This is a genomic window from Enterobacter sp. PL1, assembly GCF_945957325.1.
In the GTDB taxonomy this organism is placed as follows: Bacteria; Pseudomonadota; Gammaproteobacteria; order Enterobacterales; family Enterobacteriaceae; genus Enterobacter; species Enterobacter roggenkampii.
Window position 1 is genome coordinate 68,213 of sequence record NZ_CAMFKT010000009.1, and the last position, 15,693, is coordinate 83,905.

13 protein-coding genes and 1 other RNA gene are annotated in these 15,693 nt (G+C 55.8%); 4 read left to right on the forward strand and 10 right to left on the reverse strand.

Features of this window, described 5'->3' with window-relative positions; translation table 11 throughout:
• Positions 1 to 67: 67 nt before the first annotated feature.
• From N6P30_RS10370 to N6P30_RS10395, 6 genes are read right to left on the reverse strand one after another with little or no spacing between them, the layout of a single operon-like run.
• A complete protein-coding gene (locus tag N6P30_RS10370; protein ID WP_023292653.1) occupies positions 68 to 709 on the reverse strand; it encodes a helix-turn-helix transcriptional regulator in 642 nt (213 codons plus the stop codon).
• A gap of 51 nt (positions 710 to 760) precedes the next feature.
• A complete protein-coding gene (locus N6P30_RS10375) occupies positions 761 to 1,273 on the reverse strand; it encodes a fimbrial protein (RefSeq protein WP_032663709.1) in 513 nt (170 codons plus the stop codon).
• Positions 1,274 to 1,284: 11 nt separating this feature from the next.
• Positions 1,285 to 2,232, reverse strand: a complete 948-nt coding sequence (locus N6P30_RS10380; RefSeq protein ID WP_023292655.1) for a fimbrial protein — start codon at positions 2,230 to 2,232, stop codon at positions 1,285 to 1,287.
• Position 2,233: 1 nt separating this feature from the next.
• On the reverse strand, positions 2,234 to 4,774 hold the full coding sequence (locus tag N6P30_RS10385; protein ID WP_023292656.1) for a fimbria/pilus outer membrane usher protein: 2,541 nt from the start codon (positions 4,772 to 4,774) through the stop codon (positions 2,234 to 2,236).
• Between the two features lie 44 nt (positions 4,775 to 4,818).
• Positions 4,819 to 5,496 carry a molecular chaperone gene (locus N6P30_RS10390; RefSeq protein WP_023292657.1) on the reverse strand — a complete coding sequence of 226 codons (678 nt, stop codon included), beginning with the start codon at positions 5,494 to 5,496 and terminating at the stop codon, positions 4,819 to 4,821.
• Between the two features lie 55 nt (positions 5,497 to 5,551).
• On the reverse strand, positions 5,552 to 6,082 hold the full coding sequence (locus N6P30_RS10395) for a fimbrial protein (RefSeq protein WP_023292658.1): 531 nt from the start codon (positions 6,080 to 6,082) through the stop codon (positions 5,552 to 5,554).
• Positions 6,083 to 6,526: 444 nt separating this feature from the next.
• On the opposite strand from N6P30_RS10395, the gene N6P30_RS10400 reads away from it, so the two are divergent.
• Both N6P30_RS10400 and N6P30_RS10405 read left to right on the forward strand, forming a co-directional pair.
• Complete coding sequence (locus N6P30_RS10400) at positions 6,527 to 7,186, forward strand: winged helix-turn-helix transcriptional regulator (protein WP_023292659.1); 660 nt, start codon at positions 6,527 to 6,529, stop codon at positions 7,184 to 7,186.
• A gap of 69 nt (positions 7,187 to 7,255) precedes the next feature.
• Entirely contained in the window at positions 7,256 to 7,885 is a 630-nt protein-coding gene (locus tag N6P30_RS10405; RefSeq protein ID WP_023292660.1) for a helix-turn-helix domain-containing protein, read from the forward strand.
• Positions 7,886 to 7,935: 50 nt separating this feature from the next.
• Here the strand turns inward: N6P30_RS10405 and N6P30_RS10410 are convergent, their stop codons facing one another.
• From N6P30_RS10410 to N6P30_RS10420, 3 genes are all read right to left on the reverse strand, one after another.
• Complete coding sequence (locus N6P30_RS10410) at positions 7,936 to 8,130, reverse strand: YdiH family protein (protein ID WP_003857766.1); 195 nt, start codon at positions 8,128 to 8,130, stop codon at positions 7,936 to 7,938.
• Between the two features lie 85 nt (positions 8,131 to 8,215).
• Positions 8,216 to 8,626: a 1,4-dihydroxy-2-naphthoyl-CoA hydrolase gene (gene menI / locus N6P30_RS10415; RefSeq protein WP_008500638.1), complete on the reverse strand. Its 411-nt coding sequence runs from the start codon at positions 8,624 to 8,626 to the stop codon at positions 8,216 to 8,218.
• Positions 8,623 to 11,679, reverse strand: coding sequence for an FAD-binding and (Fe-S)-binding domain-containing protein (locus N6P30_RS10420; RefSeq protein WP_023292661.1), 3,057 nt, complete (start codon positions 11,677 to 11,679; stop codon positions 8,623 to 8,625). The genes menI and N6P30_RS10420 overlap by 4 nt, the downstream gene beginning before the upstream one ends.
• Before the next feature lie 200 nt (positions 11,680 to 11,879).
• Between N6P30_RS10420 and ydiK the strand changes: the two genes are divergently transcribed.
• Positions 11,880 to 12,995 (forward strand): AI-2E family transporter YdiK, encoded by a 1,116-nt coding sequence (gene ydiK, locus N6P30_RS10425; protein ID WP_021241100.1) that lies wholly within the window; start codon positions 11,880 to 11,882, stop codon positions 12,993 to 12,995.
• 207 nt (positions 12,996 to 13,202) lie between these two features.
• Positions 13,203 to 13,310, forward strand: an RNA gene (rprA, locus tag N6P30_RS10430) — antisense sRNA RprA.
• 5 nt (positions 13,311 to 13,315) lie between these two features.
• Here the strand turns inward: rprA and N6P30_RS10435 are convergent.
• Positions 13,316 to 15,691: a glycoside hydrolase family 3 N-terminal domain-containing protein gene (locus tag N6P30_RS10435; protein WP_023292662.1), complete on the reverse strand. Its 2,376-nt coding sequence runs from the start codon at positions 15,689 to 15,691 to the stop codon at positions 13,316 to 13,318.
• Between the last annotated feature and the right edge of the window lie 2 nt (positions 15,692 to 15,693).

The following is a 15,693-nucleotide window of genomic DNA, read 5'->3' on the forward strand; positions in this document are numbered from 1 at the left end:
GTGAGCCTCAGACTGCTGACAAAGTGCACTTTGTGAGTTTCTCCCGGCGGCGCTACGCCTAAGCGTATTACCCGGAGTTATTGACCAGATAGTCACGCAGCATGTTCGGGTGATTGTTCTTCTCCACCATTTTGCGAATCAGCGCAATCAGTTCAAAATCACTTCGCAGATTGAATTTCTGCATCATCATATACTTATGCGTAAAAACGGTTTTATCGCTCATCTTCAGCACGCGGGCGATCTGCACCACCGATAATCCCCTGTAGAAATTGCCCATAATGCGAATTTGCTGCGGTGATAGTATTTTATACTGACATTCGAAACAGCTAATTTTCTTCCAGATATAACCGGGTGACTGCACGCTATGCCAGGCAATAAACAGCACCTGGCTTAAATAATCGAGCGAGGCGCTGCGGGGAATAAAAATAATATCCTGAAAACAGGACGGCAACGCTGAAAAACGCAGGGCATCCTCAACCAGACCTATCACGATACCTTTTTGTCGCGCCTGCAATTCAGGAAAACAGGTGAGCGTCTCTCCCTGACATAGCGTAATAACGATAATATCCGCCGCACTGACGTTATCGTGGCTAAGCTCAACGCCAAAGTGGATTTCCCGCTTAAAATTGCGCCAGAAGAATTCCATAAAGAAGCGCTGTAGCCCATGGTGAAAAAATTGATCTGTCTCTTGAATCAGGATATTCAGCATAGCGAGTACCAATGTCTGTTAATCAATAAGGCTTATCAACACGCTTGCGACTTAGTTGTATTGCATCGTCATGACAACAACTGCACTGATACTCCCCGGCGTCGCACCACCGCTAACCGATTCAACCGCCGCCTGCATGGCCATGGTGGCGGCTCTGTCTGCCGCAATATTTTGCGTTATGCTGGAACCCGTTCCCTTTAGCGTTCCCGTTCCGGCCTCACGCATAGCAACCGCCACATTTGTCGCCGAGCCGCTGTTCATATAGTAGTCTGCCCCGGCAACCGGATCGGGGCTTCCGGTAAACGAGACCGTGACGCTGCGGGTTCCCGCCGGACACTGAGTAAACAGCAGGTTAAAAGGCACCGGATCGGATGATGACCCCGGCGTCGCCATATTGGTGGCCTGTATATTCCCGAGGTTAATATCCATGCTGGTGCTCCCGCCGTTAAAGATACAGGGCGAGGCAACGATATTTCCCGTGACGCCAAGATTTACGCTGTCAGCAGCGAAAGCGTGCCCGCAGAATAAAAGCAGAATAAGCCCACGCTGATAATGTAATTTCATTGTTCCACCCGTTACTGATACGTCAAATTAAGCGTGGCGGACGCATTCGCGGAGCCGGACTCGACGGAGGTTAATGTCTGGTAATAACGCGCCGTTAACGGGAGCGTCTCTTGTCCACCCGCAGACTGTTTGAGCAACAGACGGCTATTTAATGCCAGCGGCGTACCGTTATATAAAAGCTGCACGCCAACACCTTTTGCAGTACCGGCACTCCCCTGTCCCGTTAAGGCCATAACGCTGGTATTTGCACTGTCAGGATTCTGTATTCCGCTGAGCGAGACCGTAATATTGGTGCCAGCGCTGCAGGTTAATCCCAGGTTTTGCGTATTCTGCGCCACGCCCGGCGTGGTCCCCACCACGGTACCAAAGGCGGATGCGGAAATATCACCGATCGGGAACGTCAGCTGCGGCGTGGCGATCGTGCATGCCAGGGCGTTGATGGTTCCGCCGGTAAGCTGCTCGGTCAGCCCGTCACGATAAACACCGTCGCTGCCCTGGAGCGTCACCACGCCAATGACCCCCGGGGTTAAGGCACCGGATGACACCGGGCCGGTCACCACCAGTTCGACTCTACCGCCATACCAGTCCACATAAGAGGTCTGCGCACCGTAAGAGAACGTATTGCTCGGGTTCTCGAAATAGGCATTCGATGAAAACCGAATACCTATCCCACTGATGTTGGTGTTATACACATGATTGCCGTAGCTGCTCAGCGTGGCGTTGTTATACCGCATGCTAAAACCCAGCATTAACGGATTGGTACATCCGGTAAGATAGGAGCTCGTATACGTTCCTGCGCCGGAAAAAATCACCGTGCCGACAGGTGCATCACGTTGAACATTAATTGTTCCCACCGACAGCGTCGACAGCTGCGGCAAGATCGTCGTGCAGGTCCCGGCCCTGGCCTCTTGCCAGCTACACAGACAACACAGCAGTAAAATAACGTTGATTACCTTCATATTAATGCTCCTGGCGACACGTGACGCTAATGTCAGCGATGCCACCATATTGAGATCCTTGCGGCAGATTAAAATCCGCCCGACACTGCTGGTGGGATTGCGTCCCCCATGTCGCCAGAACGGTGCCCTGTTCACGCAGGCCGGTTAAATACACCTGACCGCGATCGCCGACGATAAAACTGCTGCTGGCATCGCCCTCCAGCGTGACCACCGCGCCAAACGGCACAAAACGGTTATTGTCCGTTAAGGTCATCAACACCCGACGCCCCACTTTGGAGAGATAATCCGCTTTCACGACCGCACCGCGTGTCGGCGTAACCGTGCGCGTGTTGATCTCCAGCTCCACATCATCAGGCATATTCTCAGGATCGAGGGCGAGATCGTTTTTCCGGTACACGGAGAGGTTATTTACCACCGTATAGCCCCGGTAATCCGTACGCACGCCAGCCTGATTGCGAATATTGACGCCGTGCGCGCCAGGAGCTTTGATTAACGCGTTGGTTTCGCCCAGCGGCTGAGACAGCGTAATGCCGTCAGCATGCGCGAGGATGCCGCCCTGTAAACCATAATTCAGGCGCTCGCTACTGCTGTCGTAGCCATAGCCCGCCGTGACCTCGCCGTATGTGCCTTTATAGTCGCCGTTCATACTGCCGGTATAACCCACGCCATCCGTACCGTATCCCTGCTGGATATTCCAGTTCAGGGCGCTGTTTTCGAGAGCAACCCCGTTCATGCCGAGACTGTGCGTTGTGCCATTATTCTGACTGGCGTTCAGGCCATAGTTGGCCCAAGTCTGCGGCAGAAATGTGTCCAGCGGCACGCTGACGGTAAACGCCAGAAGCTGGTCGCGATCGTAGGCATTTTTACTTCCACCAGGGGAAGACGCCGGGGTACCATTTTTACTGTATGTCCAGGTCACGCCATAGCTGATGTTGTGCCAGTAGTTGTTGTAACCAACACTCCAGGACGCCATTGATCTGGCAGCATTCCAGTAATCTTCCCGTGCGGCGCTAAGCGTCAGCGCGCCCAGGTCGCCACCCAGCGTCTGGCTCATCGTCAGCTCAACGCGATTGCGCCGTCTTTCCTGAAGCGCGCTGCTGTCCCCGAAAGAATCCAGCACTTCCTGCATCCCGTAATAGCCACGGGTTGAATACCGGTATCCTGCAATCGAAAAATTCGTGCCGGTATTCAGCAGGTTCTTGCTGTAACGCGCGCACAAGGACTGCCCCTGCGTCTTTGCGGTACCCTCCGGTGACGACCAGGCCTGGGTGATATCTGCGGAAAGCGCACCGAAATCACCCATGTTTTTCCCTACCCCGAGCGCAAGCGACCGGTACTTGCCGGAGCCCTGCACGCCGCCATAGAGCGTGATGCCATCCTGCAGGCCATAAATCGCGGCGATCTGCCCGAACGGGGTTTTCTCCACGCTGCTGTTATAAGAGCGATACTGTCCCGCGGAGAGGGCGTATTTCAGTCGCCCTTCGCGCTGCAATACCGGTACCGAGGCATACGGCAGCGTGAAATGCTGCTCGCTGCCATCCGCCTCTTTGATGGTCACGTCTAAGTCGCCCGCACCGCCGGTGGGGTACATATCGGTAATCTCAAACGCGCCCGGTGCCACATAGCTTTGGTAGATCTGATAGCCATTCTGGCGGATCACCACCTGGGCATTGGTACGGGCAACCCCGCGAACCACAGGCGCATAGCCCTTCAGGGAATCCGGCAGCATATCATCGTCCGACGCCAGCTGGACGCCGCGAAACGGCATGCTGTCAAAGACATCCGCCGGCGCGGAACTGTCCCCGACGGTCAGCTGCGCTTTCAGCGGGATCACAGCGCGTTGCAGGTAGCTGTAGACCGTGTCCCATTGATCTTTTCCGGAAGCATCCCGCGACCAGGTAGTATAGTTGCGTAAACGCCATGGCCCGACATTGATCCCCGGACGCAGGTTCGCATACTGGCTGTTGCTGCTGGCCCGCTCCCCCGTTTTCGCCCGGCTGGTCGCCCCGCTCAGGCTGTAATTAAGCATGGCTGTGGTTATCCCTTCATCCCACATCTGCGGCGGTACATAGCCTCTCGCCGGCAGATCGATGGCTGCCTGAGGGATGCTGAGCACCAGGCGCAGGGCGCTAAACTGGAAATCCGAACTGGCCTGCGGTATCGCCTGAAGATTGACACATTCGCCCTGTTCCGCGCTGAGTGCGGGAAATAATGCGGTTTTTACCCCCCACCGTTTTAATTGTTCAATACTCAGGCACGGCTGCAATATCTCATCGCCGTTCGCGTTTTTGCCCGCGGAAAAGCGAATATCCCCCGTCTCCACTAATGCGTCGTCAACGATAATATCGACATGGTAGTTTCCCGGCGCCTGAGAGCCTGATTCAAAAGCCGACAAATCGGCTTTATCCATGCCGGGATTGTCCAGCTCAATCAGATCCGTGTTAAATGCAACACTGGCACAGAGCGACGGAGAGGATCCGGCAAACGCCAGGGCGATAAAGGTCGCCAGGCGCGCAGGCCGCATCCTGTTTATTACTTTCATGACGAATTACCTGATGAATACGGGCGTTGCCGTTTGCTAACACATTACAAACTGGCCTGATGTAAAACGCCGGGACTGCCATAGTCGTTAATGATTTTAAACGTGAGTGAATTTCCCCTGACCTCATTTGGTAATGCAAACCGGGCTGAAGCGCCGGGTAAAACATACGTCACGTCTTCCAGTTTTTTTCCCGCCAGCGTAATTTCATTAAAATTAATGACGAATTGCGTAGGGTTTTTAACCTCGAGGTTATCCCCGATTCGTTGCCAGGTTAATTTACTGGCCTGTTCCTCTGGTGTTGACGCCCGGAGACCTTCCGGACGGTAAATCAATTTGATGCGGGTTTTCACTGCAATTTGCAGGGAGTTCGTCTGTTTTGATGCCGATGGGATCGCTTTAATATTCAGCCAGAACAGACTCTCCCGCTCCTGTGGCAATGCGCCCGTCATCACAATTCGCTCAATGTTTTTTTGCCCGCCATCCAGTCTATATAATGGCGGTGTAATAATAAAAGGCGCTTTATCTGAGCTCCCTTCCTGCATATCTATCCATGACTGAATTAAATAAGGCGCACTGTCAGGGTTATTTATGCTTATTGACGCTTCCTTTTTAGCCCCATCGAATATGAGACGGGTGCCGCCAATAATGACGCCGGCGCTGGCTGTGCTCAGCGTGAGCGCAGACATCGCCAGGGCCAATCCTGTTGTTGTGATAAAACGCATGATAAACCTCATACAACAAAGGGGCCGGGTTGGCCCCTTAATGATTCTGAAACTATTAGTTGTAGACCACTGAGAAGTTGGCGACAGAGTTTGCCGGGCCGGCGGTGACTGTCGCTGCAGTGGAAATATACTGGGCATAGAAACTCAGGGTATTATCCGCCGTGCTGCTCAACGCATAGCTATAGCTGTTGCTGCCATGAAGCGGGAGATCCGCTTTATCTGCCGTCATCAGGTTTATAGCCACCCCGATAGCCGCACCCGCCGCAGACGAATCAATCGCCAGCAGGCTGGCATTGGTGGCATCCGGCGTACCATCAAAACGCACTTTGGCGTTGGTAACCGTCACCGGGCAGTTTTTCAACACAATATTAAACTGCGTTGCTGCCGTTCTGGCCCCGGTAGTAGGGAATTCTGTTTTATAATAATCCCCTAATACCACTACCTGATTCTGAGAAGCGACATCCACATCGCAGGCGGAATCCAGAATATTACCGTTAAAATTAACGGTACCGGCGGCGGCAAAAGCGTGCGTTGTTGCCAGAGTGGAGCCGATTGCCAGCATTGCTATCATCATTTTATTTTTCATAAGTAAATCCTGTATCACTTTATTTATTACAGAAATCCAGACAAAGCGGTTTAATGGTGTTCACGCCCGCCTTACCTTGTCATTTATATACTGCCAGGAGCCCATTAAATAACATCGCTTCGCAGCTCAGGTTAAACATTCCGGGTTATGCCTGCTGACGAGTAAAATTTATACAACTCTTTTTCAGCGCACAATCTATTTTGAGGTCTAGCTGTAGACTCGCCCTTAACAAAAATAAAACACTTCCCTAAGAAACACCTTATCCCTACTACTCCAGGTCTATTTTTAGACCAGTAGCACAATTACTTAAAATTCAGAAAATTAGGTTATAACAGCTTTCAGGTCTATTATTAGACCTGCCTAAATCATTCCCTGACATGCTGTTTTTTAAGATAATTCTCTATGCCGATCAAAAAATGATCGAATCAGTGAGTGAGGTATCTGATGAACACGCGAATGGCACCGGAATTAAGTAAAGAACGCTCAACCGTGTTGGGTGTAAAACCCTTTGAGCACATTGAAAAATTAATTGATAACATCCTTCCCTTTGCAGAAAGACGGATCGTGTTAAAAGGTGATATCGTCCATTATTATCAAAACGATATTCGCCAGTGTTTTTTACTTACCCAGGGCAGCGTGGCCTTACACCGCCGCGGCGACGGCATTGTGCTAAATTCTGAATCATCCCCCTTTATTCTCGGCGTGAGCAGTCAGTTTTCCTCCGAGCATCTTTATGTCAGGGTTCTGGAAACCGCCGAAATAGCAGCCGTTTCGCTGGAGTGCTTTAACCATGTGGTTGCACAGCAAAACTTATGGGAGCATTTTTCAAAGCTGCTGATTTATACGGCTTCACGCGTGTATGAACATTGCGCGCAAATATCGCAAATGTCGGCCTATGACATCATTCGTTTTCAGCTTGTTGAACTCATGCAGGAGCCGGACGCAATACGGCAAAATATTACTGCGGCGGCGTATATCAAAAGCCGAACGTATCTTTCACGAAGTGGGATCATGCGAATACTGGCGGAATTACGCACTGGGAAGTACATCACCATGGAGCGTGGGGTGCTGCTTGACGTTCACCATCTGCCGCGAAAATATTGATAGCCGGCGTGCCTGCTTCCAGGAGAAGCGCTATAATTAGCCAGGTTATTTTTAAGGTTGTCGGCTACCATGTCCCTTCCAGAAAAGTCTCAGCGGGGTTCTCCCCACGCGCAAGCGCTTATTTCACACCTGTTACCTGATTGCACAACGCGACATACCGCCCGCGGCGAGCGGCTGGACCTGCAGGTCAATGGTCAGGGCATGTGCTATTTAATTCTTGAAGGAACCATCGCCGTCTACAGAAGAAGCGATAACATGATGCTGTCTACGGCCCGTAGCCCTGCTGTTTTCGGCCTCGCTAACCTCACTGATATCTATTTTAGTGATTATCTTAAGACTGTCAGCCCGTGCCTGATCGGGACGATCACCACAGAAAGGGTGAATGCCATTATTAAAGAGAAGGCGCTTTGGGGACTGCTCTCTCAACAGCTCATGTATGTGTATAGCCGTCTCTACAACAACGTGATGCCGCAGGGCGCGCCGACGGCGTATGAGATGATTCGCCAGCAGTTAATGAAGCTGACGGAGGAAGAGGAGAGTTATCGGCTCAGCGTGACGGCGGAAAAGTATATCAGGGAGAAAACCCACCTCTCCCGCAGCGGCGTGATGCGCATTCTGGCGGATTTGAAAACCGGCGGATTTATCGAAATGGAAGAAGGCAGGCTTATCAAAATCAACAAGCTCCCCGCTAAATACTGAATCTCAGGCACAAAAAAGGCCGCAGTTGCGGCCTTTTCAACATTACTCTCTCAATGGACGTGAACGCCCAACCGCCAGGCAAAGTAGATCTCTTCTTTCAGCTCATTCGAAGAGAGCGCCAGCAAATCTGTAAATTCCAGCTCAAGCTGTTTCAGCTTTTTCAGGTACTGCGCCGGGGACAGATTGCTCTTATCGCGACGTAAATATTCAATTGCCAGCTGTGTTGGGGTTATTTCAGTATCCATGATGTCCTCGCTTATGTACAAAACCTGACCAGTATATCACAACCCGCTGGCTAGTTTTTGACCAAAGGCAAAACATCTGAAAACTTTACACGACCGCTGTCGTCAACCTTGAAGAGCAGCACAGGCGATCCTGCTCGTCGAGAATGTCAATCTGCCACACCTGGTGGCGACTACCGGCGTGCAGCGCGCGGCACACGCCGCGCACGCGCCCGCTGCGTACCGAGCGGATATGATTAGCATTCACCTCGAGTCCGACCACCTTCTGCTCCCCTTCGGTACAGAGATATCCCGCCACCGAGCCCAGGGTTTCGGCCAGCACGACGGACGCCCCGCCGTGCAATAAACCAAACGGCTGGTGGGTGCGATGATCGACAGGCATGGTGGCCTCAATGTCATCGTCGCCAATGCGGGTGAACTGGATATCCAGCAGCCCCACCATATTCCCCTCGCCCATGGCGTTCAGCGCCTGCAGCGTCACGGCACGTTTCCAGATCATCCAATTATCTCCAGTAAAGCCTGCAATGGGTGGCGTACGCCGTTACCCTCTACCCGTTTCACCTGGCTGCGGCAGGAGTATCCCGTCGCCAGACAGCGGTTTCGCGGCAAGCGCTGCATCGCCTGATGCCAGGACAGCTCATAAATGCCGAGCGAGTTGGCGTGGTTTTTCACTTCGTGTCCGTACGTGCCGGCCATGCCGCAGCAGCCCACACTAACGCTCTCCAGCTTCGCGCCGAAGCGGGCAAAGACGGACGCCCACTGCGCGGGGGCACCAGGCAGCGCGGTGACTTCCGTGCAGTGTCCGAACAGATACCACGGCTCACCGCTGACGTCCTGAACCGCTTTGTCTTCCAGGGCCGTCGGCAGCCACTCGTGCACCAGCATGACGTGGAAATCACCGCGCTTATCGCCCAGCGTCTGCCTGTATTCATCGCGGTAGCACAGCACCAGCGCCGGGTCGACGCCGACCATCGGTATCCCGAGTTGCGCCACGCGGTTTAAGAAGTCAGCTGTTTTCTGCGCGGTCTTCGCAAAGCGCGTCAGGAAGCCTTTAATGTGCTGCGCCTTGCCGTTGGGCGAGAACGGCAGCACAACCGGCTGATAGCCCAGCTTTTCAGACAGGCGGATGAAGTCCGCAACCACCTGGGCATCGTAGTAGCTGGTAAACGGATCCTGCACCACCAGCACCACCTTCGCTTTTTGCTCAGGCGTGAGCGCCTCCAGCTGCTCCAGGGTCATGTTCGCCGAACGATGCCCGACGAGCTGGCGCTGCAGAGACGGCACCGACAGCAGCGGCAGATCGACCATGCCGATATGCTTTTCGGAAAGCTTGCGCACCAGCGGCTGGTTGATAAAGAAGTTGAAGGTCTTCGGCGCGCGCGCCATCAGCGGCGCATAGCTCTCTACCGTCGCCACCAGATGGTCGCGCACCGGACGCAGATAGCGCGTGTGGTAAAGCTGCAGGAAGCGCGAGCGGAATTCCGGGACGTCGATTTTAATCGGGCACTGGGTCGAGCAGGCTTTACAGGCCAGACAGCCGGACATCGCCTCTTTCACCTCATGGGAGAAATCATACTCGCCCTTGTTGGCATGCCAGCTGTTGCGGGTGCGCTCAATCAGCGAGCGCAGGCTGGCCCGTTTTTCCGGCAGCTCCTGCTCCAGCTTCAGGGGATCGACGCCACGGTCCGCCAGCAGACGCAGCCACTCGCGCACCAGCGTCGCCCGCCCTTTCGGCGAATGAATGCGGTTGCTGGTGATTTTCATCGACGGGCACATCGGGCTTTTCACGTCAAAGTTAAAGCACAGGCCGTTGCCGTTGCACTCCATCGCGCCGCGCCAGGAGGAGCGCACCGCAATCGGGATCTGTCTGTCGTAGGTGCCGCGCTTGACGGCATCCACCTGCAGCATGGGGGCGTCCACGCCTTCTGGCGGGCAGATTTTACCCGGGTTGAGGCGGTTATGCGGGTCGAAAGCCGCTTTCACCTTGCGCAGCTCCGCATAGAGCTGTTCGCCGAAGAACGCCGGGCTGTATTCCGCGCGGAACCCTTTCCCGTGCTCGCCCCACAGCAGACCGCCGTATTTAGCGGTTAAGGCCACCACATCGTCGGAGATCTGCTTCATCAGGATCTCCTGCTGCGGGTCGCACATATCCAGCGCCGGACGCACGTGCAGCACCCCGGCATCGACGTGACCAAACATGCCGTAGCTCAGGCCGTGGCTGTCCAGCAGGGCGCGAAACTCGACGATATAATCCGCCAGATGCTCAGGCGGCACGCAGGTATCTTCGGCAAAAGGAATGGGCTTCGCGGCCCCTTTCGCATTGCCGAGCAGACCCACGGCTTTTTTACGCATCGCATAGATACGCTCAATCCCGGCCAGATCGTTACAGAGCTGCCAGCCGATCACGCCGCCTTCGCCCTGCGAAATCAGCTCATCCAGTCGCTGGCAGAGCGTGGTGACCTGACGCTCAATCAGCGCCGCGTCGTCGCCAGCAAATTCCACGATGTTAAGACCGAGCATCTCTTTGTCCGGCACGTCGGTAATGAGATCGCTGACGGAGTGCCAGACAATATCTTCCCGGGCCAGGTTGAGCACTTTGGAGTCGACCGTCTCAACCGACAGCGCTTTCGCCTCCACCATAAACGGCGCATTGCGCAGCGCGGAGTCGAAAGAGTCATATTTGACGTTCACCAGACGACGCACCTTCGGCAGGCGGGTGATATCCAGCCGCGCCTCGGTGATAAACGCCAGCGTCCCTTCGGAACCGGTGAGCACGCGGGTTAAATCGAACTGGGTCAGGTCGTCGTTAAAGACGTGGCGCAGGTCGTAGCCCGTTAAGAAGCGGTTCAGTTTGGGGAATTTGTCGAGAATAAGCTGGCGGTTGTCGCGGCAGCGCTCCAGCACGGTACGGTAGATGCGTCCGCTGGCGGTGTTATCTTTCCCCAGCGTTTCCGCCAGTTCGACCGGCATCGGCTGCGTATCGAGAATATCGCCGCCCAGCAGAACCGCACGCACGCCCAGCACGTGATCGGAGGTTTTGCCGTAGACCAGCGAGCCCTGACCGGAGGCATCCGTGTTGATCATCCCGCCGAGGGTCGCGCGGTTACTGGTGGAAAGTTCCGGGGCAAAAAAGTAGCCGTAAGGCTTGAGGTACTGGTTAAGCTGATCTTTGATAACGCCCGCTTCGACCCGCACCCACCCCTCTTCCGGGTTGATTTCAATGATGCGGTTCATATAGCGCGACATATCAACAATAATGCCCTGGTTCAGCGCCTGACCGTTGGTCCCGGTGCCGCCGCCGCGCGGCGTAAAGACCAGCGAGGCAAAGCGTTCCTGCGTGGCGAGTCGGGCAATCAGCGCCACGTCGGCCGTAGAACGAGGGAAAACGACGGCATCGGGAAGAAGCTGGTAAATACTGTTATCGGTTGCCATCGTCAGCCTGTCGGCATAGTTCGTGGCGGTATCACCTGTAAAACCCTGTTGCTCCAGTGCCTGCAAAAAATTAAGCACCAGCTGAACGACGCCGGGTGCCTGGGAAATCTGTGGGATCATGACTGTCGACCCTAATTAGAGTAATGTGAAATCGTTTGCGTTGTGTCCGGAAAGTTTTATCACATTTTTTTCTTATGTGCTTCGTAGAATTACGGGCAAAATCCGCCTGTCAAAAACCGCTGAGATCATTAATGATTAAAGAGATGCGGTTTTCCGTTCCCGCCAGCCGCGCTGGCGTTCTTTTAAGGAAAGTTTCATTTATGGTCAATCTTCGCCAGCCCAGGGATGTTGCGCAAATTTTGCTGTCGGTGCTGTTCCTGGCCCTCATGATCATTGCGTGTCTGTGGATTGTTCAACCCTTTATTCTTGGCTTCGCCTGGGCCGCGACCGTTGTCGTTGCCACGTGGCCTCTGCTGCTGCGCTTGCAGAAGCTGCTGTTCGGCCGCCGCGGGTTAGCGGTGCTGGTCATGACGCTGCTGCTGTTCCTGCTGTTTATTATTCCCATTGCGCTGCTGGTAAACAGTCTCGTCGACTCCAGCGGCCCGGTGATCCGCGCCGTGACCAGCGGCGATCTCACGCTGCCGGATCTCGCCTGGCTGAACAGCATTCCGGTCGTGGGCGCCAAGCTCTACAGCGGCTGGCACAGCCTGCTGGAGATGGGCGGCAGCGCGCTGATGGCAAAAGTGCGCCCGTATATTGGCACCACCACCACCTGGTTTGTGGGTCAGGCGGCGCATATTGGCCGCTTTATGATGCACTGTACCCTGATGCTGCTCTTCAGCGCCCTGCTTTACTGGCGCGGTGAGCAGGTGGCTTTGGGCGTTCGTCACTTTGCCACCCGCCTGGCGGGCAAACGCGGTGACGCGGCGGTACTGCTGGCGGCGCAGGCCGTACGCGCGGTAGCGCTGGGCGTGGTGGTCACCGCGCTGGTGCAGGCGGTGCTGGGCGGTATTGGTCTGGCGATTTCCGGCGTACCGTATGCCACGATATTCACCGTTGTCATGCTGATGACCTGTCTTGCACAACTGGGGCCGCTGCTGGTGCTGGTGCCCTGCATTATCTGGCTCTACTGGACGGGAGATACCACATGGGGAACGGTGCTGCTGGTCTGGAGCTGCGTGGTCGGCACCATGGATAACGTCATTCGCCCGATTCTCATCCGCATGGGCGCCGACCTGCCGCTGATCCTGATCCTCTCCGGGGTGATTGGCGGCTTGATTGCCTTCGGCATGATTGGCCTGTTTATCGGCCCGGTGCTGCTCGCCGTCACCTGGCGTCTGTTCTCCGCCTGGGTGCATGAAATTCCGCCGCCGGGAACGGATCCGGACGTGATTTTGAGCGAACTGGAAGAGCTGGAAGAGAAGAACACGCATTAAGTTTTTGCCGGGTGGCACTAACGCTTACCCGGCCTACATTCCCCCACCCAATACTTTAACGCTGCTAAAGTATTTATTCGTTGCACACTGGTCAGACCCGCAATTTCTGCACTCAATCTGCTCATAACCTCAAGAAATCTTTATATCTCTTTAACTATTGAGACGAATCCGATCGACGCTAAAAGCGGACATGCCTACTATTAGCACACGGTTATAAATCAACACCTTGATTTATAAGCATGGAAATCCCCTGAGTGAAACAACGAATTGCTGTGTGTAGTCTTTGCCCATCTCCCACGATGGGCTTTTTTTTATCCTGACTACGCGCGCGTAACCTCACAGGTACTGAGCATCCGCCACTCGGCAGGCAGCACCCGCGTTTCCCCGGTCACATTGACCGTCACCCTCTCGCGGATATCCGCCGACGATGCGCCAACCTGCAGTTCAAAGTCGCCCGGCTCAACGATGCGTTTCCCGTCGCGACGGGTGAAGTTGAACATCTCCACCGGCAGCGTAAAGCTGAGCGTGGCGGTTTCGCCCGGCGAGAGCGTGACGCGCTGGAAGGCCTTCAGCTCCTGGAGCGGCCGCACCTGGGTGGCGACCTTATCCCTGACGTAAACCTGCACCACCTCGCTGCCGCTGCGCTCTCCGGTATTGGTAATATCCACGCTCAGCCTCACCTCGCCGTCGACCGGCACGCTGCTTTCAGCGACGCGGGCAGCATTCCAGCGAAACGTCGTCCAGCCAAGGCCGAAGCCAAACGGATAACGTGAACCGAAGTGGAACGCAAACGGCGTGCCCCCGCTTTTGAGCTTGTGATTGTAGTAATACGGCATGGCACCGGCGCTTTTCGGCACGCTCACCACCAGACGGCCCTGCGGCTCTGCCCGTCCCGTTAACACGTCCGCAATCGCCCAGCCCCCTTCCTGCCCCGGTGCCCACGCCACGATCAGCGCGGCCACCTTGTCCTCCAGGCCCTGAAGATTGTAAGGACGCCCGCCGGTCATCACGACAATCACCGGTTTGCCCGTCGCCACCAGCGCCTCCAGCAGCAGCTGCTGCACGCCCGGCAGATTCAGGGAATCGGTGTCGGAACCTTCCCCCACGGTACCGCTCTGGAACAGCCCAGCGAGATCGCCCACGCAGGCCACCACCACGTCACTCTCCTGCGCGGCATTAACCGCCTCGGGGATAAGGGCGGTGCTTTGCGACACGGGAGACTGCTGCATCGGTTTACCGCCGCTGTCGCCCGGGAAGACCGGCGCACCCGCCATCCGTTTCTCGATGATGTGACACCCTTTCGCGTAGCGCACGTTCGATGCACCCAGGTACTGCTCCAGCGCCGCGCGCGGGGTCGTTACCTGCGAGGTCTCTTCAACCATATCGCTGATGATCAGATGTACCGGGAAGCTGTAGCCGCTGAGCAACGCCAGCGGATCGTCTGCCGTCGGCCCCACCACCGCCACGCGGGGCTTACCGCCGAGCGGTAAAATACCGTTGTTTTCCAGCAGCGTGACCGATTTCGTCGCCACCTCCCGCGCGACCTGGCGGGTCGTCTCATTTTGCAGATCGATGCCGTTTTCATCGGCATACGGGTTCTCAAACAGGCCGAGACGGAATTTTTCGGTCAGCACACGGCCCACAATCTCATCCACTTTCGCCATAGAGATCAGCCCGCGCTCAACGGCGTCCGCCAGATGCCGCGCGCAGTCATCTTTCGGCAGCTCAACGTCCAGCCCGGCGTTAAACGCCAGCGCGGCGGATTCGGCCGCATCGTGGGAAATGCCGTGATGCTGGTGCAGCAGGCTGACGCCGCCGTAGTCCGCCACAATAATGCCGTCGAAGCCCCACTGTTCGCGCAGGACGGTGGTCAGCAGGAAGCTGTCGCTGTGCCCCGGCTGGTTATCGATATCGTGGTAGGCGGGCATGACCGAACCGGCGTTTGCCAGCTTCACCGCCATTTCAAACGGCAGCAGGAAGGTGTCATTCAGCTCGCTAAAGCCCAGATGTACCGGCGCATGGTTGCGCGCCCCTTCGCTGAACGAGTGGCCCACGTAGTGCTTGAGCGTCGCCAGCAGGTCGCGCTTATCGCCCTGTAAGCCTTTCACGTAGGCGGTCGCCATCACCCCCACCAGCCACGGATCTTCCCCGAAGGTCTCTTCGGTTCGCCCCCAGCGCACGTCGCGGGAAACGTCCAGCACCGGCGCCAGCCCCTGCTGGCAGCCGACGGATCGCGCCTCTTTGCCAATCTGCTGTGCCGCGCGCTGCACCAGCTCCGGATCCCAGGTCGAACCGTAGTTCAGCGACGACGGGAACAGCGTGGCGTCTTTGCACAGCAGCCCCACCAGGCACTCTTCATGGAACAGTGCCGGAATGCCGAGTCGCGTCTCCTCCATCATCATGCGCTGCAGGCGGTTAGCGGCGCGCACGCCGGTTTTCGCGTCAACGATATGGGTACCCAGCGGACGGGTGATCTGCCCGACGCCCAGCTTCAGCCGTTCGCTCAGTGCAGCCTGCTCGCTCACGCCAGCGAATTCGTCGCTGAGATCGCTGCGCTCGCGGTGGTTGCCGTTTTCATCGAGGATCAGCCAGTACGCATGCATCTGGGCGAACTTCTCTTCCGGGGTCATACGCGCCAGTAAATCGGCGACGCGCTCGTGCACGGGACGTCCCGCGTCCTTATAGATAGCTGTCATGT